The organism is Limnohabitans planktonicus II-D5, from assembly GCF_001270065.2.
In the GTDB taxonomy this organism is placed as follows: Bacteria; Pseudomonadota; Gammaproteobacteria; order Burkholderiales; family Burkholderiaceae_C; genus Limnohabitans_A; species Limnohabitans_A planktonicus.
In genome coordinates, this window is record NZ_LFYT02000017.1 from 17,286 (window position 1) to 39,739 (window position 22,454).

The following is a 22,454-nucleotide window of genomic DNA, read 5'->3' on the forward strand; positions in this document are numbered from 1 at the left end:
GCAGACCAAGCCCCATCGCTCTGGGGGCGGGGCTGCAAAGTCCCCGCCAGCGGCGTTCAGTCTTGCACAAGCATCTGCTGGAGCTCTGACACTTCTCGCGGGCTCAGCCCGACGGCACCATGCAAATAGTCATGCATGCCGCCGTGCTGTGTGTCGACCGCATCGAACGCGGCGTGCAAAAACTCGGGCTGCACTTGCCACAGCACTTTCATCACATGCGGGTGGCCCATGCCTTCCAGCCGCGCATCTCGCTTGTACAAGGCGTTGGTCAGCAAATAGTCGTGCTCGATGGTGGCGCGGTCCACACCCAGCGCGGACAGCAGCAGCGCCGCTGCAAAACCCGTGCGGTCTTTGCCCGCTGTGCAGTGAAACACCTGCGGCGTGGGATGTTCGAGCAAGTGCTTCAAAAACCGGCCAAAGGTGCCAGCATTGCGGTTCACAAAATCGCGGTATGTCTCGCGCATCAGCTCCACGGTTTCATCGGTGCTGGGCACGATGCCTTGCGCCACCAGCGCCTGCATGCGCGCGATCACGGTGGGCTCAATCGTCAGTGCCACCCGCTGCACCCCGGCAATGTCATAAGGCGTGGCGGTGTATTCGGCCACGCCTCTGAAGTCCAGGCTGTGCCGCACTCCCAGAGCCTTCAACTGTTCCAGGTCTTGGGCTGACAAAGCGGCAAGGTGGTCCGAGCGGAAGACCTGGCCGCTTTTAACGCGGCGTTGATCTTGCGTGCGGTAGCCCCCAAGATCGCGAAAATTAGAAGCGCCTTGCAAGCGGATGGAGACAGCAGGAGATGAAGACATGGCAGGCTTGAATAAACAATACACAGCCATTGTCGCCAGACCGGCCAGCCTGTCAGTCACCTGCGCTTGGTCTGCCAGGCGCAAATTTGTCATGTTTGCGCCATTGGCCCGGCAGTCGGTGGCTTCAGCCCCGACATTCAGCCCCAGCCCTTTGTCGAGACAACAGCGGCCAGGCAAACCGGATTGGCTCATTCCGATATTCATGACGCAGGTCAAGGTCTCGTGCTTCAGGTGTCTGTAAATTGAAACTTCATCTGATTTACACAAGGAGCACCGTATGAAAATCTTGTTGGCTGTCGATGGCAGTGAGTACACCAAAAAAATGCTGGCGTATATGGTCACGCACAGTGAGCTGTTCAGCCCCAGCAACAGCTACACCTTGTTGACGGTGCAATCCCAAATACCGCCCCGAGCGCGATCTGCGGTAGGCAAAGAGATCGTGGATGACTACCACCGTGAAGAGTCTGAACGGGTGCTGGCCCCTGTGGACGCCTTCCTGGAGCGCCACGGCATCCAGGCCAAAAGCATGGCCAAGGTCGGGCATGCAGGAGAGATCATTTCCAAAACCGCAGACAGCGGCAAATTTGATTTGGTGGTGATGGGCTCCCATGGCCACGGCACCTTGGCCAATTTGGTGATGGGCTCGGTCGCCACACAAGTGTTGGCCCATTGCAAGGTGCCCTTGCTTTTGGTGCGATGAGCTTGGCCCTTTCAGCTAAAAATGATGGGTTTCGGTAAAGCCCCATGTCGGGGTCTTCGACCACCGACCTACAAATCACCACCACCTCGTAGGTCGGCACTCGCAGAGTCCGACGTTATGGGTTTCGGCCCAGGCCCACGTCGGGGTCTTCGACCACCGACCTACAAATCACCACCACCTCGTCGGTCGGCACTCGAAGAGTCCGACGTTATGGGTTTCGGCCCAGGCCCATGTCGGAGTCTTCGACCACCGACCTACAAATCACCGCCACCTCGTAGGTCGGTACTCGCAGAGTCCGACATTTTTGGTTTCGGCACAGGCCCATGTCGGGGTCTTCGACCACCGACCTACAAATCACCGCCACCTCGTAGGTCGGTACTCGCAGAGTCCGACATTTTTGGATTGGGCACAGGTCCACGTCGGGGTCTTCGACCACCGACCTACAAATCACCGCCACCTCGTAGGTCGGCACTCGAAGAGTCCGACGCTGCACGCTTGGCACCAAGCGCTGGCTGCAGGCGAAGGGGGCCCATCAGGCAAAACGTTGGAGTCTTCGACCACCGACCTACAACAACTTTGACGATTGAACACTTCTCGGGGCCAAATCCATAGCATCCACCGCTTGACCAGCGGCCTGGTCTGTTGGGAGATGGGCACTTCATTGGGCCAAATACCCAAGTGAAGCCCATAACGAACCCCCTGCGCAATTTCCCACAACCGAGTTGTTCAAAAAATTCACGCGACGGGTAAAGGGCGGGCGTTACCATCTTTGCCCATGGAAACTCAACTCAATGCCCTCATCGACGCCGTGCGCCAGGCGGGTGCGGATGGCCGCTTGCTGCGGCTGCGTGGTGGCGGCAGCAAAGATTTTTGGGGCCAAAGCCTCACGGGCGAAGTGCTGGACACACGGGCCTATGCGGGCATCGTCAGCTACGAGCCCAGCGAACTGGTGGTCACGGTGCGCTGCGGCACGCCGCTGGCCGAGCTGGAAGCTGCTCTGGCCGAGAAGGGCCAGTGCCTGGCCTTTGAGCCGCCGCACTTTGGACAAGGTTCGGGCCATGTGGCGACCGTGGGCGGCATGGTGGCCGCCGGGCTCAGTGGCCCGGCCCGCGCCACTGCTGGCGCTGTGCGCGACTATGTCTTGGGGGCACGCTTCATCAATGGCCTGGGCGAGCACCTGACCTTTGGCGGTCAGGTCATGAAAAACGTGGCCGGTTACGACGTCAGCCGCCTCATGGCCGGCAGCTGGGGTACGCTGGGCCTGATCACCGAGGTCAGCCTCAAAGTGCTGCCCGTAACCCCCGCAGAAGCCACGCTGATGTGTGTGGGACTGCCGCAAAAAACTGCGCTGGATTTGCTGCACCGCTGGGGCGGACAGCCCCTGCCTTTGAATGCCAGCGCCTGGGTGCGTGACACCACCGCCCAGCCAGTGGCCGACTGTTTGTTTGTGCGTCTGCGCGGTGCAGTGGCCGCGGTGCAATCTGCGCTGGACAAGATGAGCGCCGATGCCGTTGCCTTGGGTGCCCAGGTCAACGTGATGGACAGCGCCGAAGTCGCCGCAGACTGGCGCGCCAGCGGCGATCAAAACCTGCCGTTTTTTGCCGCCCCCGCGCCCGACGCCTGTCTGTGGCGTCTGTCGGTGCCGCAAACCGCGCCGCTGCTTGATTTGCCGTATGCCCCATACATCGAATGGCAAGGTGCGCAGCGCTGGTTGTGGGCACCGGCCTCGGCGGCGCTGGCCTTGCGTGAGCTGGCGCAATCGGTGGGCGGTCATGCCACGTTGTTCCGGGCCAGTGCTGCCCATGCCGAGGTCGACAAAGTCGCCGGCGTGAACACCCCGCTCGAAGCCGTTCAGCAACGCATCCAGCAGCAATTGCAAAAGCAGTTCGACCCGAAAGGCGTCTTCGCCACCGGTCGCTTGCACCCCCTCTGAGGCGAATCGTCATGCAAACCAACCTCGCCCCCGAATACCAAAACACCCCAGACGGCCTGGAAGCCGAAGCCATTTTGCGCAAGTGCGTGCACTGCGGCTTTTGCACCGCCACTTGCCCCACCTACCAACTGCTGGGCGATGAGCTCGACGGCCCGCGTGGCCGCATCTACCTGATGAAGCAAGTGCTGGAAGGCGAAACGCCCACCCGCAAAACCCAGATGCACCTGGACCGGTGCCTGACCTGCCGCAACTGCGAAAGCACTTGTCCCAGCGGCGTGCAATATGGCCACCTGGTGGACATCGGCCGCAAGCTGGTAGACGCCAAAGTCGAACGCCCCGTGGGCCAAAGGATGCTGCGCTGGGCGCTCAATGAAGGCCTGCCTTCGCCCCTGTTTGCGCCCGCCATGAAGATGGGCCAGTTGGTGCGCGGTCTGCTGCCGGGCAGCCTCAAAGCCAAAGTGCCCGAGCCACAACACTCAGGCGCATGGCCCAACGCCCAACACGCCCGTAAAGTGCTGATGCTGGCCGGTTGTGTGCAGCCGAGCATGAGCCCCAACATCAACACCGCCACCGCCCGCGTGCTGGACGCCGCAGGTATCCAGACCGTGACCGCACCCAAGGCCGGTTGCTGCGGCGCGCTCAAGTTCCATCTGAACGACCACGACGGCGGCAAAGACCACATGCGCGCCAACATCGACGCCTGGTGGCCGCTGGTCGAATCGGGCGAGGTGGAAGCCATCGTCATGAACGCCTCGGGCTGCGGCGTCATGGTCAAGGACTACGGCCATGTGCTCAAGGGCGACCCGGTCTATGCCGACAAAGCCGCCCGCATCGGTGCCCTGACCCGCGACCTGAGTGAACTGCTGCCCGAGTTGGTGCCGCTGCTGCAAGACAAGCTCAAGCCTGAGGCCCTGCAAGCCGCAGGCCTGCAGGCCTACCACCCGCCCTGCACGCTGCAACACGGCCAGCAACTCAAAGGCGGCGTCGAAAAGCATCTGGGCGATCTGGGCTTTCAGATCAAGGTCACGGCCAATGAATCGCACCTGTGCTGCGGCTCGGCCGGTACCTACAGCGTGCTCAACCCCGAACTGTCCAAGCAATTGCGCGACCGCAAACTGGGCCACCTGAATGCGCTGGAGCCGCAAGGCGTGATCAGCGCCAACATCGGCTGCATCACGCATCTGCAAAGCGGCAGTGGCCTGCCGGTGCGGCATTGGGTGGAGTTGGTGGATGAGGCGCTGGCGTCAGTCGTTTGATCGTTTCAGCACGCATGACGGGATTGCTGTAGGTCGGCACTCGCAGAGTCCGACGTTATTGGTTTCGGCACAGGCCCATGTCCGGGTCTTCGACCGCCGACCTACAACATCCATGTGTGAGACATGTCATCTCGTAGGTCGGCACTCGCAGAGTCCGACATCAGCAAACTGAGTGCTCTGGTTCATCTCAAGGTTGTCAACACACCATTGCACCTGTGATGCGCCACCGCGGCTAAAGTCTTGACCATTTCATTCCTACACTTGCAAGCTCCTTCATGCCCGATATTGCGCTGTTCCTCCGTTGCGGCACATGTAGTCACAAACTTTCTGCATTTTTGGCGTTCCGCAACGCCGGACTTTTGGTCGAGTCTCGCCGACCGACGGTCAGCGACATTGAGGCCATCGCCCCGCGTCTGAAATGTTCTCAGTGCGGCGCAAAGTCGGTAGCGCTGGAGTCAGAGCAGTACAAGGACAGCGAACGCTATTGGGCAACATCTGAAAGCGAACATCGGGTCTTTCATCGCAGCACTTGCACCTGGATGCGCAGCGTAGGCGCAGACAGTGAAATCAACTTCACTTCCAGGCAAGCTGCGGTGCTGCGTGGCTACACCCCTTGCCGGGCCTGTCGCCCCTGACTGGCTGCGGCGAATGCCCGATTTTCTTTTCGCGGGTACAGGCTTATTGATTCGTAACCATGAAGTCCGAGCAGTGTGTGACCAGTTGGGTGGATTTTGTCGCTTGCCCTGCAAGCGAAAAAGCGTGTTGTCCACAAGCGTCTGATCGCCAGCAGGGCTGGCTCCCACAAGGTGCACCTTGAATCCCATATGCAGACTTCACAGGGCTGTATAAATCATGAACATAAAAAGATACAAAATTAGACTTCTGTTAAAGTTTGTTTGATGTCAAAGCCCTCTTCAGCAGCAGATCAATTGCCCCCATCCGCAGCCAAAGCACTGCGGGACTTGGGCGAAAACTTGGCACTGGCACGTCAGCGCCGCAAAGAGAGTTTGCGTGCCTGGGCCAGCCGCATGGCGGTGTCCGTGCCCACGCTCATCCGTATGGAAAAGGGTGACCCTTCGGTGGGCATGGGGGTGTATGCCACGGCGCTCTGGCTCATGGGGCGTCACGCTCAACTGCCTGAAGTGGCCGCCCCTGCGCAAGACCTGAACGCGCTAGAGCAAGACATTGAAGCGGTTCGCCAGCGAGCGCAACGCATGTCGCGAAAGTCAGGGGAACGCGCATGAGCTACCTGCCCCAAGACAGCATGAGCTTGTGGTGGTTAGGCGCCGCGAGCCCCGTGCGCGTCGGCACTTTGAGCTTGCAAGACCAACGCCGCAAAGTGGCCCTGAGTTACGACCCCGCATGGATCGCATCGCCCCAAGGCTTTGCCTTGAGCGAAGACCTGCCATTGCGTCCGGGCCTGAACATGCCCGCCGAGCGCGACACGGCTGCCGGTGCAGTGGACGATGCCCGTCCCGATCAGTGGGGTGAACGCGTCATCCGTTTGATCGAGCGACCTGCCCGTTTGTCTTTGCTGGAGTATTTGTACTTTGCAGGGGATGACCGGTTTGGCGTTTTGGGCGTTTCATTGCAAGCGCAAACTTATGTGCCCGCCCCTACAGCCCCCATGCCCACGTTTGAGGGTCTGGCCGATATGCATCGGGCGGTTCAACGTGTCATGGCGGGTGAAGTGGTCAGTGAGCAGCAGCGCCGCTTGCTGCAACCGGGCGTGTCCATGGGCGGCGCAGGACCTAAGTCGCTGATGCAGATGGATGGCGCGTCGTGGGTGGTCAAGTTTTCAGAGGGCGGTGAACTCGACTCGCCACTGATCGAATACGCCAGCCTGCAAATGGCCCGTCTTTGCGGCATACACACGGCAGACACATTGGCGCTGTCTTTGCCGCAAGGCCATGCTGTGGCCATCAAACGCTTTGACCGCAGGGGCACCCAGCGCCTGCATGTCTTGTCTGCCCATGTGGCATTGCGTGCAGCTGGTGAAGCGATGGGCTACCCCGAGTTGGCCCAATTGATCCGCCGCCTGGGCCACCCCGACCAAGTGCGCGCTCAGCAGCAAGAGTTGTTCAGGCGCATGGTTTTCAACATCCTGATCGACAACACCGACGACCACGAAAAGAACCACGCCCTGGTGCGTGGTGAAGATGGCCATTACGCGCTGTCACCCGCCTACGATGTCCTGCCCGCTGCGCAAGGACTGGGTTACCAGCAAATGCGCGTGGGGGCGCAGGGCCACGAGTCCAGCATCGACAATGCGCTGTCTGAGGCGCGGGCTTTCGGTCTGACGCAGGCTCAAGCTCGGCAGACCGTGGCCCAAATCGCCAGTCAGGTGGCGCAGTGGAAAGTCCTGTTCAAAAGCCTGAATGTGCGCGATGCAGACATGGACCTGCTGGCGCAGTATCTGGATGGAGCGCGTCTGAGCGAGCAACGTGATTTGAAAAATGCATAACGCCCGTCGTCGCCTGCTGGTGTGTCGACAGGCTATGAGTGACTTCATTGAAGCGCCATCACCCCGGCATCACCCCGCCAGAACCCCAGCGATATCACCCACGGAAATCACCTCAACCCCTTCGGCAAAAGGCCAGCGCTGCTGCACAGGCGCCACGATGTAGGTTTTATCGGGCTGCACGTCTTGCAGGGACTGCCAGAAGCCTTTGGTGACTTTGGGCGCGATGCTGAATTTGATTTCAAACCCGATTTTTCGTGGTCCGGATTCCACCACCACATCCAGCTCGGCACCCACTGCTGTTCTGTAAAACGACAGGCTGGCCCCGGCGGGCAAGTGGGCCGCAATCTGGTCGATGACAAAGCCTTCCCAGGATGCACCTGTCATGGGGTGGCCTTGCAAGTCGGTGACACTGGTCACGCCCAGAAGGCTGTGCAGCAGTCCGCTGTCGCGCACATAGATTTTGGGGGCTTTGACCAAACGCTTGCCCAAATTGACGTGAAAGGGTTCGAGTTTTCTGACCAGCAGGGCACCCACCATGTGATCGAGCCAGCGCGTGACTGTCGGTGCGCTCACGTCCAGTGAGTTGGCAATGGCCGATGCATTGAACAACTGGCCATGCACATGGGCCAGCATGCGCCAAAAACGGCGCAGGCTTTCGGCATCTACGCGCAAGCCCAGTGCGGGCAAATCGGTGTTCAAAAGGTGGCGCATGAATGCCTCACGCCAAGCCCACGATGCCTGTGCATCGACGGCCGTGAAGCTGGGCGGAAAGCCTCCGCGTACCCACAGCTCTTGCACGGTGGCGAGGTCCGAGCCGACTTCATGGACTAGCAGCGGGAACATGTCGATCAGACTCAGGCGTCCGGCCAATGATTGCGATTGCCGCAGCAATTCAAACGAAGCCGAGCCCAGCAACACGAAGCGCCCAGGGCGACGGCTGCGGTCGATTTCACCGCGCAACACAGAAAACAACTCCGGCGCATTTTGAACTTCGTCCAGGATGACCAGTCGGTCTGCATTGGCTTTCAAGAAGAGTGGGCCTTCACCCAGCCGGGCGCGGTCTTGTGGTGATTCCAAGTCCAGATAAATGGCACCCGGATGGGTTTCTAGCAGAGCGCGTGCCAATGTGGTCTTGCCAACCTGGCGTGGCCCCAAAATGGCCACAGCCGGGCTCCATGACAGATGTGAGGTCAGCGTGTTTTGGGCGATGCGTTCAAACATCCTTGTATTTTAAATATGGCATATTCAAAATACAAGGATAAAAATCCGCCTTATTGATCCCCCACGCTGAAGTTCGAAATGTGTGAGACCTGTCTTCTCGTAGGTCGGCACTCGCAGAGTCCGACGTTATTGGTTTCGGCACAGGCCCATGTCGGCTCTGTTGCCGCCGACCTGCAACATCATTGATGTATTGAATACTTCAGCTTGCCGGATCAATGAGGCCGCGCAAGGGTCTGTGCGTACACCCGTTAAAATCTCGGGTTTTCCAGAATACCCCCCCCGGAGCTGACCTACATGGCCAATCAACAACAAATGGCGAACGCCATCCGCGCGCTCGCAATGGACGCTGTTCAACAAGCCAACTCCGGTCACCCCGGCGCCCCCATGGGCATGGCCGACATGGCGGTGGCGCTGTGGGGCGATCACCTGCAACACAACCCCAAGAACCCCCACTGGGCCAACCGTGACCGCTTTGTGCTGTCCAACGGCCACGGCTCCATGCTGATCTATTCGGTGCTGCACCTGACCGGCTACAAGTTGCCGATCGAAGAAATCAAGAATTTCCGCACCCTGCACAGCAAAACCGCAGGCCACCCCGAAGTGGGCGTGACCCCCGGCGTGGAAACCACCACCGGCCCGCTGGGCCAAGGCATCACCAACGCCGTGGGCATGGCGCTGGCCGAAAAAATGCTGGCTTCCGAGTTCAACCAAGAAGGCCACAAGATTGTCAACCACCACACTTATGTGTTCCTGGGTGACGGCTGCCTGATGGAAGGCATCAGCCACGAAGCCGTGGCCCTGGCCGGTGCCTGGAAGCTGAACAAACTGATTGCGCTGTACGACGACAACGGCATCTCGATCGACGGGCAAGTGGCCCCTTGGTTCATCGACAACACGCCCCAGCGTTTTACCGCTTGCGGCTGGAACGTGATCGACGCTGTGGACGGCCATGACGCTGCTGCCGTGTCGGCCGCGATTGCCGCTGCCCGCCACAGCGCTGACAAGCCCACCCTGATCGTCTGCAAAACCGCCATCGGCAAGGGCTCGCCCAACCGTGCTGGCACCTCCAAAGCCCACGGCGAGCCTTTGGGCGCTGAAGAAATCAAACTCACCCGCGAAGCCATGGGCTGGACGGCCGAGCCCTTCAAGATCCCCAAAGAGGTCTACGCCGATTGGGATGCCAAAGTCGCAGGCAAAGCCCGCGAAGACGAGTGGAACACCACCTTTGCCGCTTACAAAGCCGCCTTCCCCGCACAAGCCAAAGAGTTTGTGCGCCGCATGAAGGGCGACTTGCCCAAGAACTTCAACCAGGTGGCTTTTGACGCCGTGGTAGCTGCCCACACCAAGGGCGAGACCGTGGCCAGCCGCAAGGCCAGCCAGTTGGCCCTCGAAGCCTTCACCGCTGCCTTGCCCGAAATGTTGGGTGGCTCGGCCGACCTGACCGGCTCCAACCTGACCAACACCAAGAGCACCCCCGCCTTCCGCGTGGACCTGGCCGGTGATGTGGTCAAAACCGAAGACGGGAAAATCGGTCGCCACATCAACTACGGCGTGCGCGAATTCGGCATGGCCGCCATCATGAACGGCGTCGCGTTACATGGCGGTTACATCCCCTACGGCGGCACCTTCCTCACTTTCTCTGACTACTCACGCAACGCCATCCGCATGGCAGCGCTGATGAAGCAGCGCGTGATCCACGTCTTCACCCACGACTCCATTGGCTTGGGCGAAGACGGCCCGACCCACCAGTCGATCGAGCACGCCGCCAGCCTGCGCTTGATCCCTGGCCTGGACGTGTGGCGTCCTGCCGACACGGCCGAAACCACCGTGGCCTGGGCCGTGGCCCTGCAAAACGCCAACCGCCCATCGGCCCTGCTGCTGTCGCGCCAAAACCTGGCCTACTCGCCCAAGAGCGATCTGGGTGACATCAGCCGTGGCGCGTATGTGTTGTCCGAGCCCGAGCAAGTCGGCATCAAGAAAACCCACGGCGTGATCATCGCCACCGGCTCCGAAGTGCAACTGGCCCTGGCCGCGCAAAAGCTGCTGGCCGAACGCAAGATCGGTGTGCGCGTGGTCTCCATGCCCAGCACCAATGTGTTTGACCGCCAAGACAGCGAATACAAGCAAAGCGTTTTGCCCAAAGGCCTGCCCCGCGTGGCGGTCGAAATGGGCTCTACCGACGGTTGGTGGAAGTACGGCTGCGCCGCCGTGGTCGGCATCGACACCTACGGGGAATCGGCCCCCGCACCTGTGCTGTTCAAACACTTTGGCTTCACCGCCGAAAACGTGGCCGACACCGTCCACGCTGCGCTGCTCAAGGCCTGAAAAGGCCACTGACCGGCCGGACTCCATCAGCGCCCGCAAGGCGCTGATGCCACGTCCGGGATCAGGATTCTGAAAGGGTCTTGATTTCAAATCCGGTTACGTAACGGTTTAGTAACTTATCTCCTGAGGCTCTCACCATGACCATCAAGCTGGGTATCAACGGATTTGGCCGCATCGGCCGTCTGGCACTGCGCGCCGCCCTCAAGCACGGCTACGACGACATCCAGATCGTCGGCATCAACGACCCCAAGCCCGCCGACTACCTGGCCTACATGCTCAAGTACGACAGCGTGCACGGCCGCTTTGATGGCACGGTGGACTTCACCGACGACGCCCTGATCGTCAACGGCAAAAAAATCAAACTCTCGCACGAACGCGACGCACACAACCTGCGCTGGGGCGAGATGGGCGTGCACACCGTGCTCGAATGCACCGGCCACTACCTGACCGAGCCCACCAGCCAAATGCACATCTTGGCCGGTGCCAAAAAAGTCGTGATTTCGGCCCCGTCCAAAGACAGCATCCCCATGTTCGTCTATGGCGTGAACCACAAAAAATACGCAGGCGAAGCCATCGTGTCCAATGCCAGCTGCACCACCAACTGCCTGGCACCTGTTGTGAAAGTGCTCAACGACAAATGGGGCATCAAGCGCGGCCTGATGACCACCGTGCACGCCGCCACCGCCAGCCAAATGACCGTGGACAGCTCGTCCCGCAAAGACTGGCGCGGAGGCCGTGGCATCTTGGAAAACATCATCCCCAGCAGCACGGGTGCCGCCAAGGCCGTGGGCGTGGTGATCCCCGAGATCAAGGGCAAGATCACCGGTATGGCCTTCCGCGTGCCGACCTCTGACGTGTCGGTCATTGACCTCACGGTGGAGTTGAACAGCGAGGCCAGCTACGCCGAAATCTGCGCCGAAATGAAAGCCCAAAGCGAAGGCGCGCTCAAAGGCGTGCTTGGCTACACCGACGAAAAAGTCGTCTCCACCGACTTCCGTGGCGAATCCTGCGCCAGCGTGTTCGACGCCACCGCAGGCATTGCCCTCGACAAAAGCTTCGTCAAGATCGTGGCCTGGTACGACAACGAATGGGGCTACGCCAAGCAGTGCCTGGAGATGGTGCGGGTGGTGGCTAAGAAGAAGTGAGTCCGCGGGGTCTTCGACCGCCGACATGCGAAGCACCTCAACACCGATTGACTACTTCCCCGTAGGTCGGCACTCGCAGAGTCCGACAAAAGCAAGCGCATCCGTCAAAGCCCGCAACAGCCAGCTTGGTTCTGTGACGTTTTCAATGGTCAAGAATTTTGTAGGTCGGCGGCAACAGAGCCGACATGCAGCCTGCGCCGAAGTCAGCAATGTCGGCTCTGTTGCCACCGACCTACGGGGTGACGATGAAAAAAATTCACAGGGTCGGATGAATAGAATTCGTCGCCTGAAGGCGCTCGGCCAGCCAGACCTTGATCACGGACTGCCTCGTCACCCCCAGTTTGCTGGCTTCGCGATCCAGCGAGTCAATCATCCAAGTTGGAAAATCAACATTCACCCGCTTCTGATCCTGCAGCACGCGCCTGGCTTTGGACAAGTCCAAAGAAGCCGTGATGTCGGCGCCATCATCGAACTGTTGCTCGAACTTTTTAGCTTTCATAAAGTGCCACCTCTTCTGTGCGTGCGCGACGCACGGATATCAATCGGATATGGGTGCACCGGTAGGTAATTTCAGAGGCACGCCATCACAACGAACAACATAAAACCAAGCTTCGCACCCACAAGCTGCCGGGTGAAAAGCATCAATGCTTTGCGCGTATCCAATCCACCGCCTTCTCCGCAATCATGATCGTCGGCGCATTGGTGTTGCCGCTCACGATGCGCGGCATGACCGAGGCGTCGACCACGCGCAGGCCGGGCACGCCGTGCACGCGCAGCTGCGGATCCACCACTGCCATCTCGTCCTGGCCCATGCGGCAGGTGCCCACCGGGTGGTAGACCGTGTCGGCGTGTTGGCGAATCCAGTGATCGAGTTGTTCATCGCTGCGTGCATCGGCAGACGCAGCCCACTCTTTGCCATACGCGGCCAATGCGGGTTGGGCCAGGATGTTTTGAGCTTGCCGAACCCCATCTCGCAAGCGCTGCAGGTCACGCGGGTCGCTTAAAAACTGGGGGTCAATCAGCGGTGCGCTTTGCGGATTGCGGTCGACCAATTGCACACGGCCCCGGCTGTCGGGTTGCAGCAGACACACATGCAGCGAATAGCCATGCCCCAGCGTCAGTTGGCGGCCGTGGTCCACCAGTTTGGCCACCACAAAGTGCAGCTGAATGTCCGGGTGCGACTCACTGGGGCGGCTTTTGTAAAACGCGCCGCCCTCGGCGAAGTTGGTGGTCAGACGCCCTTGGCGGTGTTGCCGCCAGGCCCACAGGGCCTGCAAGGTGTGCCATGCGCCACGGGGAGACACGCCGATCAAATCGGTCTGCCCCGGCGCATCGGCCACCAGCACGGCGTCCGGGTGGTCGTGCAGGTTTTCGCCCACGCCAGGCAAGTTGTGCAGCACTTCAATACCCAGGCTTTGCAAATGCGCAGCAGGCCCAATGCCTGAGCGCATGAGGATGGCGGGCGACTGGAAAGCACCCGCACTCAAAATGATTTCGCGCCGGGCCGTCAAGCTCAAGGGCTGGCGGCCTTGCAAGGCATGCACCTGCCGCGCCACGCCATCCACCAGGCCAATGCGGTCCACCGTCACGCCCGTCATCACATGCAAATTGGTGCGGCCCAAGTTGGGCGTGAGGTAAGCCTTGGCCGCGCTGAAACGCTCGCCCGCCTTCTGCGTGACTTGGTACAGGCCCACACCTTCTTGTGTGGGGCCATTGAAGTCGGTGGTGTGCGCCAAACCGGCTTGCACGCCTGCCTCGACAAAGCGCTTGGCAAACGCATTGGGGCTTTGCAGATCGGCCACGTTCAAAGGGCCGTTTTGGCCATGCCATTCGTTGTGAATGCGCTCGTTGTGCTCGGCCTTCAGAAAGTAGGGCAAGACCTCGGCCCAGGACCAGCCTTGGCAACCCATGTCGGCCCAAGTGTCGTAATCCACGGCTTGGCCACGGATGTAGGCCATCGCATTGGTCGAGCTGGAGCCCCCCAAGGTGCGGCCTCGTGGCTGAAAACCGATGCGGCCGTTCAAGCCGGGCTGCGGCACGGTGTTCAGGCCCTCCGAGACAATTTCGGTGCGGGCCATGAGCGCAATGCCTGCGGGGCAATGGATCAAGTTGCTCGTGTCGGGCGGTCCGGCCTCGATCAGGGCCACCTGCACGCTGGGGTCTTCGCTCAAGCGACTGGCCAGCACACACCCGGCCGAGCCGCCGCCCACGATCACGTAGTCAAATTCCATGAATTCCCCCCGTCCAAATGTTTTGTGTGGCCAATATAAGGGCTTCAGCGTGCCTTGGCCTGTCTTGTGTGTATCAGGGTTTTTCCCAGCAAACCCCATGCCATGGCGACATCTCGTTGGCCCCAACACCCCTCACAATGGCACCACATTGGGAGACAAGTTATGTGGACCGTTCTTGAGTTTGTTGGCCCGAAACGCTTCAGCAGGCATCAGCCGTGAACAGTCCAAGCATCCCACTCGACGAGGCATGGCAAGACAAGCGCTGGCTGTGGCTGCTGAGCCCGTCGATTCCCCTGACATTCACAAGCTCCTTGCTGGCCTTCGTCTACACAGGCCAATGGTGGTGCATGCTGCTGGCCCCGCTGATCATCCATGTGTTGTTGCCCGTGCTCGACCGCGTGTTGGGCGAGGACTTCAGCAACCCACCCGAATCGGCGGTGGCGCAACTCGATGCCGATGTGTTTTACCGCGCCATGGTGTGGGCCTATGTGCCCCTGCAAATGATCGGCACGGTGTTGGGTGCCTGGATCGCCGTCAGTCAGCCCTTGACCTGGCTGGGCTATGCCGCCTTGGTGTTCACGGTGGGGGCCATCAACGGCATTGGCATTGGCACCGCGCATGAGCTGGGCCACAAAAAGGAGACCCTTGACCGGTGGCTGTCTAAGATCGCATTGGCGCCCAGTGCGTACGGCCACTTTTTTGTGGAGCACAACCGAGGTCACCACAAACGCGTGGCCACCCCGGAAGACCCGGCCAGCGCACGCATGGGTGAAAGTTTTTGGGCCTTTTTGCCGCGCTCGGTGTGGGGCAGCCTGCAGTCGGCCTGGGCTTTGGAGCAAGAGCGCCTGAACAAACAAGGCCACAGCGTTTGGCACTTGCAAAACCACAACCTGCAAGCCTGGGGCCTGACGCTGCTCTTGTTTGGCGCACTGGTGGCATGGCTGGGCTGGATGGCTTTGCCCTTTTTGCTGGTGCAGGCCGTGTATGCATCCTCCATGCTGGAGGTGGTGAACTATGTGGAGCACTACGGTTTGCTGCGCCAACGTGACGCGTCTGGCCGCTATGTACGCTGCGAGCCCGAGCACTCCTGGAACAGCAACCACCTGGTGGGCAACTTGTTGTTGTACCAACTGCAAAGGCATTCCGACCACCACGCGCACCCCAGCCGCCGCTACCAGGCGCTGCGGCATTTCGCAGCCGCGCCGCAACTGCCCGCAGGCTACGCCAGCATGATCACGGTGGGGTACCTGCCGCCCCTTTGGTTTGCGTGGATGGACCCCCGCGTCATGGCGCACTATGGCGGGAACTTGCAACGGGTGAATCTGCAAGCCTCGGCCAGACGGCGGCTCATGCAGCGTTGGGGCTGAGCGCTGTCAATGCAAAGCCAGTCATGCCTTGATTGTTTCTGCAGGAGCCCGCCCCTGTGCGTGATGTTTTCAATGTCTTGAGCACAAAGACCCAGACATGAGCCTGTGCCGAAACCCATAACGTCGGACTCTGCGAGTGCCGACCTACGAGATGGCGGTGATTTGTAGGTCGGCGGTCAAAGACCCCGACGTTGGCCTGAGCAGAAACCCATAACGTCGGACTCTGCGAGTACCGACCTGCGAGATGGCGGTGATTTGTAGGTCGGTGGTCAAAGACCCCGACATGAGCCTGTGCCGAAACCCATAACGTCCAACTCTGCGAGTACCAACCTGCGAGATGGTGGTGATTTGTAGGTCGGCGGTCGCAGACCCCGACGTTGGCCTGAGCAGAACCCATAACGTCGGACTCTGCGAGTACCGACCTACGAGACGGCGGTCATTTGTAGGTCGGCGGTCAAAGACCCCGACGTGGCCCTGTGCAGAACCCATCATGTCGGACTCTGCGAGTGCCGACCTACGAGATGGCGGTGATTTGTAGGTCGGCGGTCAAAGACCCCGACGTTGGCCTGAGCAGAACCCATAACGTTGGACTCTGCGAGTGCCGACCTACGAGATGGCGGTGATTTGTAGGTCGGCGGTCGCAGACCCCGACATGAGCCTGTGCCGAACCCATAACGTCGTACTCTGCGAGTGCCGACCTACGAGATGGCGGTGATTTGTAGGTCGGCGGTCAAAGACCCGGACGTGGGCCTGAGCAGAAACCCATAACGTCGGACTCTGCGAGTACCGACCTGCGAGATGGCGGTGATTTGTAGGTCGGCGGTCGCAGACCCCGACGTTGGCCTGAGCAGAACCCATCATGTCGTACTCTGCGAGTGCCGACCTACGAGATGACATGTCACACACATTTCAAACTACACCGTGCCGGATCAAAAAAGGGGAAGCTTACGAACATGCGCTTCGTGGGCTTATTGCCCGTGGGGATCTTTTCCCTCAGAAGAGTCCTTGGTTTGGGGTCTTTCACCTTTGGGTCGGCCGGAAAACATGGTCCACCAGACAATCAGCACGAAAATCAAGCCTGCAGCCAAAGCTTCCAACAAAATCAGTCCCATGCGTCAACTCCTTTTTTTCCGATTCAAGCCCTGGTGGGCCGTTGCGGTGGTGGCCGCGATTGTAGGCAGCCTGGCCGGTTGCGGCACCGCCCCGGTGGCAACAGCCCCGCCCAGTTCGGGCTACCCACCGCCGCCTGCCAGCGTGCAGGACACCACCACTTTGCCCCCCGTGATCACGCAAGCGCAAAGCCGCTGGGTGCCGGTGCGCTGGTCCGAACTGCCGGGCGTGGAGGCGGACGCCGTGCACGAAGCCTGGCCCGCCTGGCTGCAAAGCTGTCAGCGCCCGACCAAGCCCTGGGCGCAACTGTGCCCCGAAGTGCAGCAGTTGGCGGGGGATTCGGTGCAAGCCCAGCGCAACTGGATGCGGCAAAAGCTGCAGCCCTACCGTGTCGAGTCGCACGACCAGCGGGCCGAGGGTTTGCTGACGGCCTATTTCGAGCCGGTGCTCAATGCATCTCGCTTGCCGCTTGGGGCGTTCAATGTGCCGCTGTACGCCGCCCCTGCCGATTTGGCCCGCCGCAAACCCTGGTACACGCGAAAGGAGATGGAGACGAATTCGACCGTGCGCGCCGCCTTGCGGGGCAAAGAGCTGGTTTATCTGGCCGATCCGGTCGATGCGATGGTGCTGCACATCCAGGGCTCTGGCCTGGTCAACGTGACCGAGCCCGATGGCCGCCAGCGCATGGTACGTCTGGCCTTTGGGGGCACCAACGATCAGCCCTACAAAAGCATTGGCAAGTGGCTGCTCGACCAGGGCCTGATCCGCGATGCCTCCTGGCCGGGCATCAAGGACTGGATCGCGCGCAACCCTTCGCGGGTCAATGAATTGCTCTGGCAAAACCCGCGTGTGGTGTTTTTCAAGGAAGAGGCCTTGCCCGCAAATGCAGTCCCGCCTGGCCCCAAGGGCGCGCAAGGTGTGCCGCTGACGGCCGGGCGCTCGATTGCCGTGGACCGCAGCAGCATCCCGTATGGCACGCCGGTGTGGCTGCGCTCGCCCGGACCGCAAACCTCGCTGGACCGCTTGGTGCTGGCGCAAGACACGGGCACAGCCATTGTGGGTGCGGTGCGGGCCGACTATTACGCGGGCTCCGGCCAGGCGGCGGGCGATCTGGCCGGACGCCTGAAGCAGCCTTTGCAACTGTGGGTTTTGTGGCCACGATGAGCCTGTCCTGTCGCCCCGGCTGCGCGGCCTGCTGCATCGCCCCGTCCATTTCAACACCCATTCCCGGCATGCCACAAGGCAAACCTGCAGGCGTGCCCTGCGTGCAGCTGGATGAACACCTGCGCTGCAAAATCTTCGGCCTGCCAAGCCGCCCCGCCGTCTGCGGCCAACTGGCCGCGTCGCTGGAGATGTGCGGCCCGCAAGACGACGCCGGTCAATTTGCGCGGGCCTACCTCACCCAGCTGGAAGCGCTGACACGGCCTTGAGAGCTGGCGTTTGACGGCACATGTCGGACTCTTCGAGTACCGACCTACGGGGTTGCGGTGATTTCTCGTTTGGCGGTCGAAGACCCCGACGATTGGTTGCATGCCGCGCTGGTGCTTGTGCGGGCGGCTGGGTTGATGCGTGCACATGTCGGACTCTTCGAGTACCGACCTACGGGGTTGCGGTGATTGATCGGGCGGCGGTCGAAGACACCGAAGAATGTATTTGTAGGTCGGCGGTCGAAGACCCCGACGTTTGCTTGCATGCCGCGCTGGTGCTTGTGCGGGGCAGCTGGGGTGCTGCGGGCACATGTCGGACTCTTCGAGTGCCGACCTACGGGGTTGCGGTGATTGATCGTGCGGCGGTCGAAGACCCCGACGTTTTTGATTGACCATTGACGCATGCGCCAGTCACCAACACGTCATTTCAAGGCGCAGCTTCTGGTTAAGCTGGACCTTTTTGGAGTTCTGGCCATGGCGTTTGACATTCCCTCACTCAAGGACAGCGTGCACCCCGATGAGTGGCAGTTGCGTCTGGATTTGGCGGCTTGCTACCGGCTGGTGGCGCTGTATGGCTGGAGTGATCTGGTGTTCACGCACATCACCGCCAAGTTGCCCGACTCGGTCACAGGCGGACAAGATCAGTTCCTGATCAACCCTTATGGCCTGATGTTTGACGAGATCACGGCGTCCAGCCTGGTCAAGGTCGACATGCAATGCAACAAGCTGCACGACACCCCGTTTCCGGTGAACCCGGCGGGCTTTGTGATCCACAGTGCGGTGCATGAAGTGCGGCATGACGCCGGCTGCGTTCTGCACACCCACACGCGGGCAGGTGTGGCCGTCAGCGCGCAAAAGCATGGCGTGCTGCCCATCAGCCAGCAAAGCACTTTTGTGCTGGCTTCGCTGGCTTATCACGGCTACGAGGGCGTAGCGATTCGTGACGATGAAAAAACCCGTCTGCAAGCCGATCTGGGCGACGCCAACTACCTGATGCTGCGCAACCACGGCTTGCTGACCGTGGGCAAGACGATTGCCGATGCGTTTTTGGCCATGTACACATTTGAGAACACCTGCCGCATTCAGGTCGATGCCTTGGCCGGACAAGCCGGGGCGCAAGACCTGACCGCCGTGAACCCGCAAATTCTGGACGGCGTGGCGCATGCCTCACGCGTGCAGACCGGCGGCCTAGGCGGTCAGTTTGTGTGGCCGTCTTTGCTGCGCAAACTGCAGCGCGAAAGTCCTGGGTACGCGGCCTGAAGCTGCCGACCTGCATCAGACCGTTTTTGTTGTGTGCCGTGTAAGTCGGCAGCTTCAGCTTCGACGTTCGTCCTTGGTCGCAGGTGCCCTGCTTAAGCTCAAGCCGTCGTCCTGCGAGTGTCTGTGTGGGCGGGCACGGCTTATGCGGGGATATTTGTGTTGAATCAAAGTGGGGTTCAGGTATTTGTCATCGTCGGGTTTTGACTGGTTGGTGTCAATACCAAAGGCTTGCTGTGAGTTTGCTCTCCGTTTCCTCGAATACCAGACCTCACGGCGTACGGACACAGTGCTCATTTCGTCCTTGGGCGGCTCTGGCCCTGGGTTGCGTCGGCCTGGTCTCCGTGGCGGCAGAGCCCGTCGGTTCTGTCGGCCATGTGCCTGCCCCATCCGCTGGACTGCCGCTCAGCAGCAAGCGGGCGGGGTGCGCCAACGCGTGAAAGCGGGTGAAGTGTTAAGACGCACGAGCATCGTCATGGCGAGCGAAGCGTGGCAATCCAGTTGCTGTGCTTGATCCGGCATCAATGCCCTTGCAGGCGTCATAGCTGGATTGCCGCGTCGCAAGCTCCTCGCAATGACGGAGAAAGTGGTATCACGCACGAGCATCGTCATTGCGAGCGAAGCGTGGCAATCCAGTTGCTGTGCTTGATCCGGCATCAATGCCCTTGCAGGCGTCATAGCTGGATTGCCACGTTACAAGTTTCTCGCGATGAGGCCCTGCCCTTGATGCACTGAACACGAGTACTTCACCAAGTTCTTGGACTGCGCCCCTTGTACCCGGCAAATTTGGCTGATTTTGAAAGCTGCGTGTTTTTGATTTAAATGGTGTTTTTGACACTTTAAATGTCATAAATATCTATAATGAAACAAGGCATGGACCTTTTGAGTTCCCAACGCGCACCAGAAAGACCTTATGACTGAGCTTGTGTTGTACGAAAAACCGGTGGCCATCGACCGTAATGCCCACAAAAACCTCCGCATCAAGCTCCAAACGGGTGACTGTCCGTTTGCGGCGCGCACCAATTCCGTGTTCCTGGCGGCTCGAGAATTCGGCTTGGCGGCCACCCATTACCCCATTGTTTTTGTGGGGGACGCTCAGCAAGGTGCTGTGGTTGCGGCGGCCTTGTTGGGGCTGCGCGAGGCCGAAAACTTGTATGTCGATGCACAGGGTCAATGGGACCCCGCCGCCTATGTGCCGGCCTTTGTGCGACGTTACCCTTTTGTTTTGGCCGAGGATGGCCAGGACGAGAACCTCACGGTCTGCGTGGACAGCGCTTTTTCTGGTCTGAATGAGATTGAGGGTGAGGCCTTGTTCGATGAGCAAGGGCAGGAAACGCCTTATCTGAAGGGCGTCATCGACTTCATGCGGCAGTTTCGACGTGAGATGCTTGTGTCCAACCAGTTGGTGCGTGAGCTGGTCGATGCGGACTTGCTGGTGGCCCGCGTCATCGATGTGGAGATGCCCGGAGGTCTCAAGCGCAAACTCGATGGTTTCATGGTGGTCGACGAGGAAAAACTCAGCCGCCTGGACGCCGAACACACAGCCAAATTGCACGCCAGCGGCGCTTTGCCCTTGGCCTATGCCCATCTGGTGTCCATCCACAACCTGAGCCGTTTGGTGGGGCGTCTGTCGCAGCGTCTGCTGGAGCAGGCGCAGGAGGCTGCGGCCCCGGCCCCCGTCAACGACGAAGCCCTGGTGGAGGTCTGAGCCATGGCCGCCGCCATGCACCGGCTCGGCATGATCGCTGCGGCCCTGGCGCTGATGGGCTCTGCGGCACCGGTGCAGGCCCAAACGGCCCCACCGCCTGCATCTGCTGCTGCGCCCGCCCAAGCCACTGCCTCGAACAGCGCCATGGGTGGCCCGGTTGCGGGCCTGCTGGATGTGCTCACCGTGATCGAGCGGGCCCGCCAAAACGACCCCCAAATCGGTGCCGTGCGTCGTGAGCACGACGCGGTCTTGCTCTCACCCGATGAAGCCCGCGCGGGTCTGCTGCCCCAGTTGCAAGCCAGCAGCTCCAGCATCCGCAGCCAGCAGCGCGTGCTGAGCACTGAAAACGAGGTCTACAAGCAAGGCGCAGCCTCATACCCGACCCGCACCATGGGCCTGTCCCTGACCGTGCCTTTGATGCGCCTGGCCGCCTGGCGAAAGCTCGATCAGGCGCAGGCATCGACACGTCAATCGGCCTTTGCGCTGGAGGCGGCCGAGCTGGATTTGCTCACCCGCGCCATCACCGCCTACATCACCGTGCTGGCAGCCCGTGATGCGCTGGGCCTGGCGGTTGCCGAGCGTGATGCGATTGCCGCCCAGTTGCGTCTGGTCAAGGCCAAGCGCCTGGCCGGCCAGGTCGCCCACTATGTGCTCTCGGAAGTCCTGGGCCGCTATGAGCTGCGCCAGGCCGAGATTTTGGCCGCCGAGAACGAACTGCGCGACCGCATGCTGGCCTTGTCGGAAATCACCGGCCCGCTCGATCTTCAGCCCTCGCAACTGCCCGTGCTGCGTCAAGATGCGGTGCTGCCGCGACCTGATCCAAACCATGTTCAAGATTGGGTGGAGCGCGCCTTGGTACAGAACAGCCAGCTCAAGGCCCGTCGTGGTGCCGCAGAGGTGGCACAGGCCGAGATCGCCCGCCACCGTGCCAGCTATGCCCCGACGCTGGACCTGGTCGTGAGCCAAAACCGCCGCGATGCAGGCGGCAGCCTGTACGGCGGCGGCAGTGACGTGAGCAGCCGAGACACCATGATCAATTTCGTCTACCCCATTTATGAAGGTGGGGTGACGAACACCTTGGTCAAGCAAGCGGTACACCGACACAGCGCTGCCTTGCAGGAGGTCGAGCGCATCACCCGTCAAGTCGATCGCCAGGCCCGCACGCTCTACAGCAGCTTGCACGCCGGTGCCCAGCGCGAGCTGGCCATTCGCGCCTCGGTCAAAGCGTTTGAGGACACGCGCACCCACCGCGCTGCGGCCTTTCGCAATGGCCTGGTCCCGGTGACAGCCGTGCTCGATGCCGAACGCGATTTGCATGGCGCACTGCGCGATCTGGCCCAGGTGCGCTACGACCAGATCCTGAACATGGTCAAGCTCAAGCAACTGGTGGCCACCTTGGGCCACGACGACTTCCCGGCTTTGGTGGGGCTGTTTGGCCCGGCACCTGCCAACGCAACCTTGCCGACTGCGCCCGCGATCGCGCCTGCCACACGCCCCTGATCGGAGA

The 22,454-nt window shown here is 60.8% G+C and carries 20 protein-coding genes; 14 read left to right on the forward strand and 6 right to left on the reverse strand.

Translation table 11 applies throughout. The features are described from left to right. Positions 1 to 56: 56 nt before the first annotated feature. Positions 57 to 803 (reverse strand): tyrosine-protein phosphatase, encoded by a 747-nt coding sequence (locus H663_RS33440; protein WP_083451229.1) that lies wholly within the window; start codon positions 801 to 803, stop codon positions 57 to 59. A gap of 277 nt (positions 804 to 1,080) precedes the next feature. Between H663_RS33440 and H663_RS33445 the strand changes: the two genes are divergently transcribed. The 6 genes from H663_RS33445 (at position 1,081) to H663_RS33465 (ending at position 7,156) form a co-directional block, all read left to right on the forward strand. Then, positions 1,081 to 1,503, forward strand: a complete 423-nt coding sequence (locus H663_RS33445) for a universal stress protein (RefSeq protein WP_053173323.1) — start codon at positions 1,081 to 1,083, stop codon at positions 1,501 to 1,503. Positions 1,504 to 2,278: 775 nt separating this feature from the next. Then, a complete protein-coding gene (gene glcE / locus H663_RS33450; RefSeq protein ID WP_053173325.1) occupies positions 2,279 to 3,436 on the forward strand; it encodes a glycolate oxidase subunit GlcE in 1,158 nt (385 codons plus the stop codon). An 11-nt stretch (positions 3,437 to 3,447) separates the two neighbouring features. Next, positions 3,448 to 4,692 (forward strand): glycolate oxidase subunit GlcF, encoded by a 1,245-nt coding sequence (gene glcF, locus H663_RS33455; protein WP_053173327.1) that lies wholly within the window; start codon positions 3,448 to 3,450, stop codon positions 4,690 to 4,692. 275 nt (positions 4,693 to 4,967) lie between these two features. Continuing rightward, entirely contained in the window at positions 4,968 to 5,327 is a 360-nt protein-coding gene (locus H663_RS41345; protein ID WP_133240026.1) for a hypothetical protein, read from the forward strand. A gap of 264 nt (positions 5,328 to 5,591) precedes the next feature. Beyond that, positions 5,592 to 5,936, forward strand: a complete 345-nt coding sequence (locus tag H663_RS33460) for a transcriptional regulator (RefSeq protein ID WP_053173330.1) — start codon at positions 5,592 to 5,594, stop codon at positions 5,934 to 5,936. Beyond that, a complete protein-coding gene (locus tag H663_RS33465; RefSeq protein WP_053173331.1) occupies positions 5,933 to 7,156 on the forward strand; it encodes a type II toxin-antitoxin system HipA family toxin in 1,224 nt (407 codons plus the stop codon). Before H663_RS33460 ends, H663_RS33465 begins: the two co-directional genes overlap by 4 nt. 69 nt (positions 7,157 to 7,225) lie before the next feature. Here H663_RS33465 and H663_RS33470 read toward each other — a convergent pair whose 3' ends face one another. Next, complete coding sequence (locus H663_RS33470; RefSeq protein WP_053173333.1) at positions 7,226 to 8,377, reverse strand: ATP-binding protein; 1,152 nt, start codon at positions 8,375 to 8,377, stop codon at positions 7,226 to 7,228. 294 nt (positions 8,378 to 8,671) lie between these two features. On the opposite strand from H663_RS33470, the gene tkt reads away from it, so the two are divergent. Continuing rightward, complete coding sequence (tkt, locus tag H663_RS33475; RefSeq protein ID WP_053173334.1) at positions 8,672 to 10,702, forward strand: transketolase; 2,031 nt, start codon at positions 8,672 to 8,674, stop codon at positions 10,700 to 10,702. A 137-nt stretch (positions 10,703 to 10,839) separates the two neighbouring features. Then, positions 10,840 to 11,847, forward strand: a complete 1,008-nt coding sequence (gene gap / locus H663_RS33480; protein WP_053173337.1) for a type I glyceraldehyde-3-phosphate dehydrogenase — start codon at positions 10,840 to 10,842, stop codon at positions 11,845 to 11,847. A 256-nt stretch (positions 11,848 to 12,103) separates the two neighbouring features. On the opposite strand, the gene brnA is transcribed toward gap, so the two are convergent. Both brnA and H663_RS33495 read right to left on the reverse strand, forming a co-directional pair. After that, positions 12,104 to 12,346, reverse strand: coding sequence for a type II toxin-antitoxin system BrnA family antitoxin (brnA, locus tag H663_RS33485; protein WP_053173338.1), 243 nt, complete (start codon positions 12,344 to 12,346; stop codon positions 12,104 to 12,106). Between the two features lie 142 nt (positions 12,347 to 12,488). Continuing rightward, positions 12,489 to 14,078 (reverse strand): GMC family oxidoreductase, encoded by a 1,590-nt coding sequence (locus tag H663_RS33495; RefSeq protein ID WP_053173340.1) that lies wholly within the window; start codon positions 14,076 to 14,078, stop codon positions 12,489 to 12,491. A 215-nt stretch (positions 14,079 to 14,293) separates the two neighbouring features. Here H663_RS33495 and H663_RS33500 point away from each other — a divergent pair, with 215 nt between their 5' ends. Beyond that, the gene (locus H663_RS33500) at positions 14,294 to 15,445 is read left to right on the forward strand and encodes an alkane 1-monooxygenase (RefSeq protein ID WP_053173341.1); all 1,152 of its coding nucleotides are present in this window, start codon (positions 14,294 to 14,296) and stop codon (positions 15,443 to 15,445) included. 968 nt (positions 15,446 to 16,413) lie between these two features. Here H663_RS33500 and H663_RS41645 read toward each other — a convergent pair. After that, the gene (locus tag H663_RS41645) at positions 16,414 to 16,557 is read right to left on the reverse strand and encodes a hypothetical protein (RefSeq protein WP_165803918.1); all 144 of its coding nucleotides are present in this window, start codon (positions 16,555 to 16,557) and stop codon (positions 16,414 to 16,416) included. Here H663_RS41645 and mltA point away from each other — a divergent pair. The 3 genes from mltA to H663_RS33515 all read left to right on the forward strand — a co-directional run bounded on the left by mltA (position 16,490) and on the right by H663_RS33515 (position 19,242). Continuing rightward, entirely contained in the window at positions 16,490 to 17,719 is a 1,230-nt protein-coding gene (mltA, locus tag H663_RS33505) for a murein transglycosylase A (RefSeq protein ID WP_053173343.1), read from the forward strand. The genes H663_RS41645 and mltA overlap by 68 nt on opposite strands. Beyond that, a complete protein-coding gene (locus H663_RS33510; RefSeq protein WP_083451205.1) occupies positions 17,716 to 17,985 on the forward strand; it encodes a YkgJ family cysteine cluster protein in 270 nt (89 codons plus the stop codon). The genes mltA and H663_RS33510 overlap by 4 nt, the downstream gene beginning before the upstream one ends. A gap of 471 nt (positions 17,986 to 18,456) precedes the next feature. After that, positions 18,457 to 19,242, forward strand: a complete 786-nt coding sequence (locus H663_RS33515; RefSeq protein ID WP_053173652.1) for a class II aldolase/adducin family protein — start codon at positions 18,457 to 18,459, stop codon at positions 19,240 to 19,242. 589 nt (positions 19,243 to 19,831) lie between these two features. Here the strand turns inward: H663_RS33515 and H663_RS41350 are convergent. Beyond that, positions 19,832 to 20,089, reverse strand: a complete 258-nt coding sequence (locus H663_RS41350; RefSeq protein ID WP_133240027.1) for a hypothetical protein — start codon at positions 20,087 to 20,089, stop codon at positions 19,832 to 19,834. Between the two features lie 63 nt (positions 20,090 to 20,152). On the opposite strand from H663_RS41350, the gene H663_RS33520 reads away from it, so the two are divergent. Both H663_RS33520 and H663_RS33525 read left to right on the forward strand, forming a co-directional pair. Continuing rightward, entirely contained in the window at positions 20,153 to 20,947 is a 795-nt protein-coding gene (locus H663_RS33520; RefSeq protein WP_053173346.1) for a SapC family protein, read from the forward strand. A gap of 3 nt (positions 20,948 to 20,950) precedes the next feature. Continuing rightward, positions 20,951 to 22,447 carry a TolC family protein gene (locus H663_RS33525; protein ID WP_053173348.1) on the forward strand — a complete coding sequence of 499 codons (1,497 nt, stop codon included), beginning with the start codon at positions 20,951 to 20,953 and terminating at the stop codon, positions 22,445 to 22,447. The last annotated feature ends 7 nt before the right edge of the window (positions 22,448 to 22,454 follow it).

Bases quoted from the DNA above. Each gene is read 5' to 3' on its own strand.
- H663_RS33440 (WP_083451229.1), bottom strand. From the start codon at position 803: ATGTCTTCATCTCCTGCTGTCTCCATCCGCTTGCAAGGCGCTTCTAAT.
- mltA (WP_053173343.1), top strand. From the start codon at position 16,490: ATGGTCCACCAGACAATCAGCACGAAAATCAAGCCTGCAGCCAAAGCT.
- brnA (WP_053173338.1), bottom strand. From the start codon at position 12,346: ATGAAAGCTAAAAAGTTCGAGCAACAGTTCGATGATGGCGCCGACATC.
- H663_RS33520 (WP_053173346.1), top strand. From the start codon at position 20,153: ATGACTGAGCTTGTGTTGTACGAAAAACCGGTGGCCATCGACCGTAAT.
- gap (WP_053173337.1), top strand. From the start codon at position 10,840: ATGACCATCAAGCTGGGTATCAACGGATTTGGCCGCATCGGCCGTCTG.
- tkt (WP_053173334.1), top strand. From the start codon at position 8,672: ATGGCCAATCAACAACAAATGGCGAACGCCATCCGCGCGCTCGCAATG.
- H663_RS33495 (WP_053173340.1), bottom strand. From the start codon at position 14,078: ATGGAATTTGACTACGTGATCGTGGGCGGCGGCTCGGCCGGGTGTGTG.
- glcF (WP_053173327.1), top strand. From the start codon at position 3,448: ATGCAAACCAACCTCGCCCCCGAATACCAAAACACCCCAGACGGCCTG.
- H663_RS33515 (WP_053173652.1), top strand. From the start codon at position 18,457: ATGGCGTTTGACATTCCCTCACTCAAGGACAGCGTGCACCCCGATGAG.
- H663_RS33465 (WP_053173331.1), top strand. From the start codon at position 5,933: ATGAGCTACCTGCCCCAAGACAGCATGAGCTTGTGGTGGTTAGGCGCC.
- H663_RS33510 (WP_083451205.1), top strand. From the start codon at position 17,716: ATGAGCCTGTCCTGTCGCCCCGGCTGCGCGGCCTGCTGCATCGCCCCG.
- H663_RS33460 (WP_053173330.1), top strand. From the start codon at position 5,592: ATGTCAAAGCCCTCTTCAGCAGCAGATCAATTGCCCCCATCCGCAGCC.
- H663_RS33470 (WP_053173333.1), bottom strand. From the start codon at position 8,377: ATGTTTGAACGCATCGCCCAAAACACGCTGACCTCACATCTGTCATGG.
- H663_RS41645 (WP_165803918.1), bottom strand. From the start codon at position 16,557: ATGGGACTGATTTTGTTGGAAGCTTTGGCTGCAGGCTTGATTTTCGTG.
- H663_RS33445 (WP_053173323.1), top strand. From the start codon at position 1,081: ATGAAAATCTTGTTGGCTGTCGATGGCAGTGAGTACACCAAAAAAATG.
- H663_RS33525 (WP_053173348.1), top strand. From the start codon at position 20,951: ATGGCCGCCGCCATGCACCGGCTCGGCATGATCGCTGCGGCCCTGGCG.
- H663_RS41350 (WP_133240027.1), bottom strand. From the start codon at position 20,089: ATGACATTTAAAGTGTCAAAAACACCATTTAAATCAAAAACACGCAGC.
- glcE (WP_053173325.1), top strand. From the start codon at position 2,279: ATGGAAACTCAACTCAATGCCCTCATCGACGCCGTGCGCCAGGCGGGT.
- H663_RS41345 (WP_133240026.1), top strand. From the start codon at position 4,968: ATGCCCGATATTGCGCTGTTCCTCCGTTGCGGCACATGTAGTCACAAA.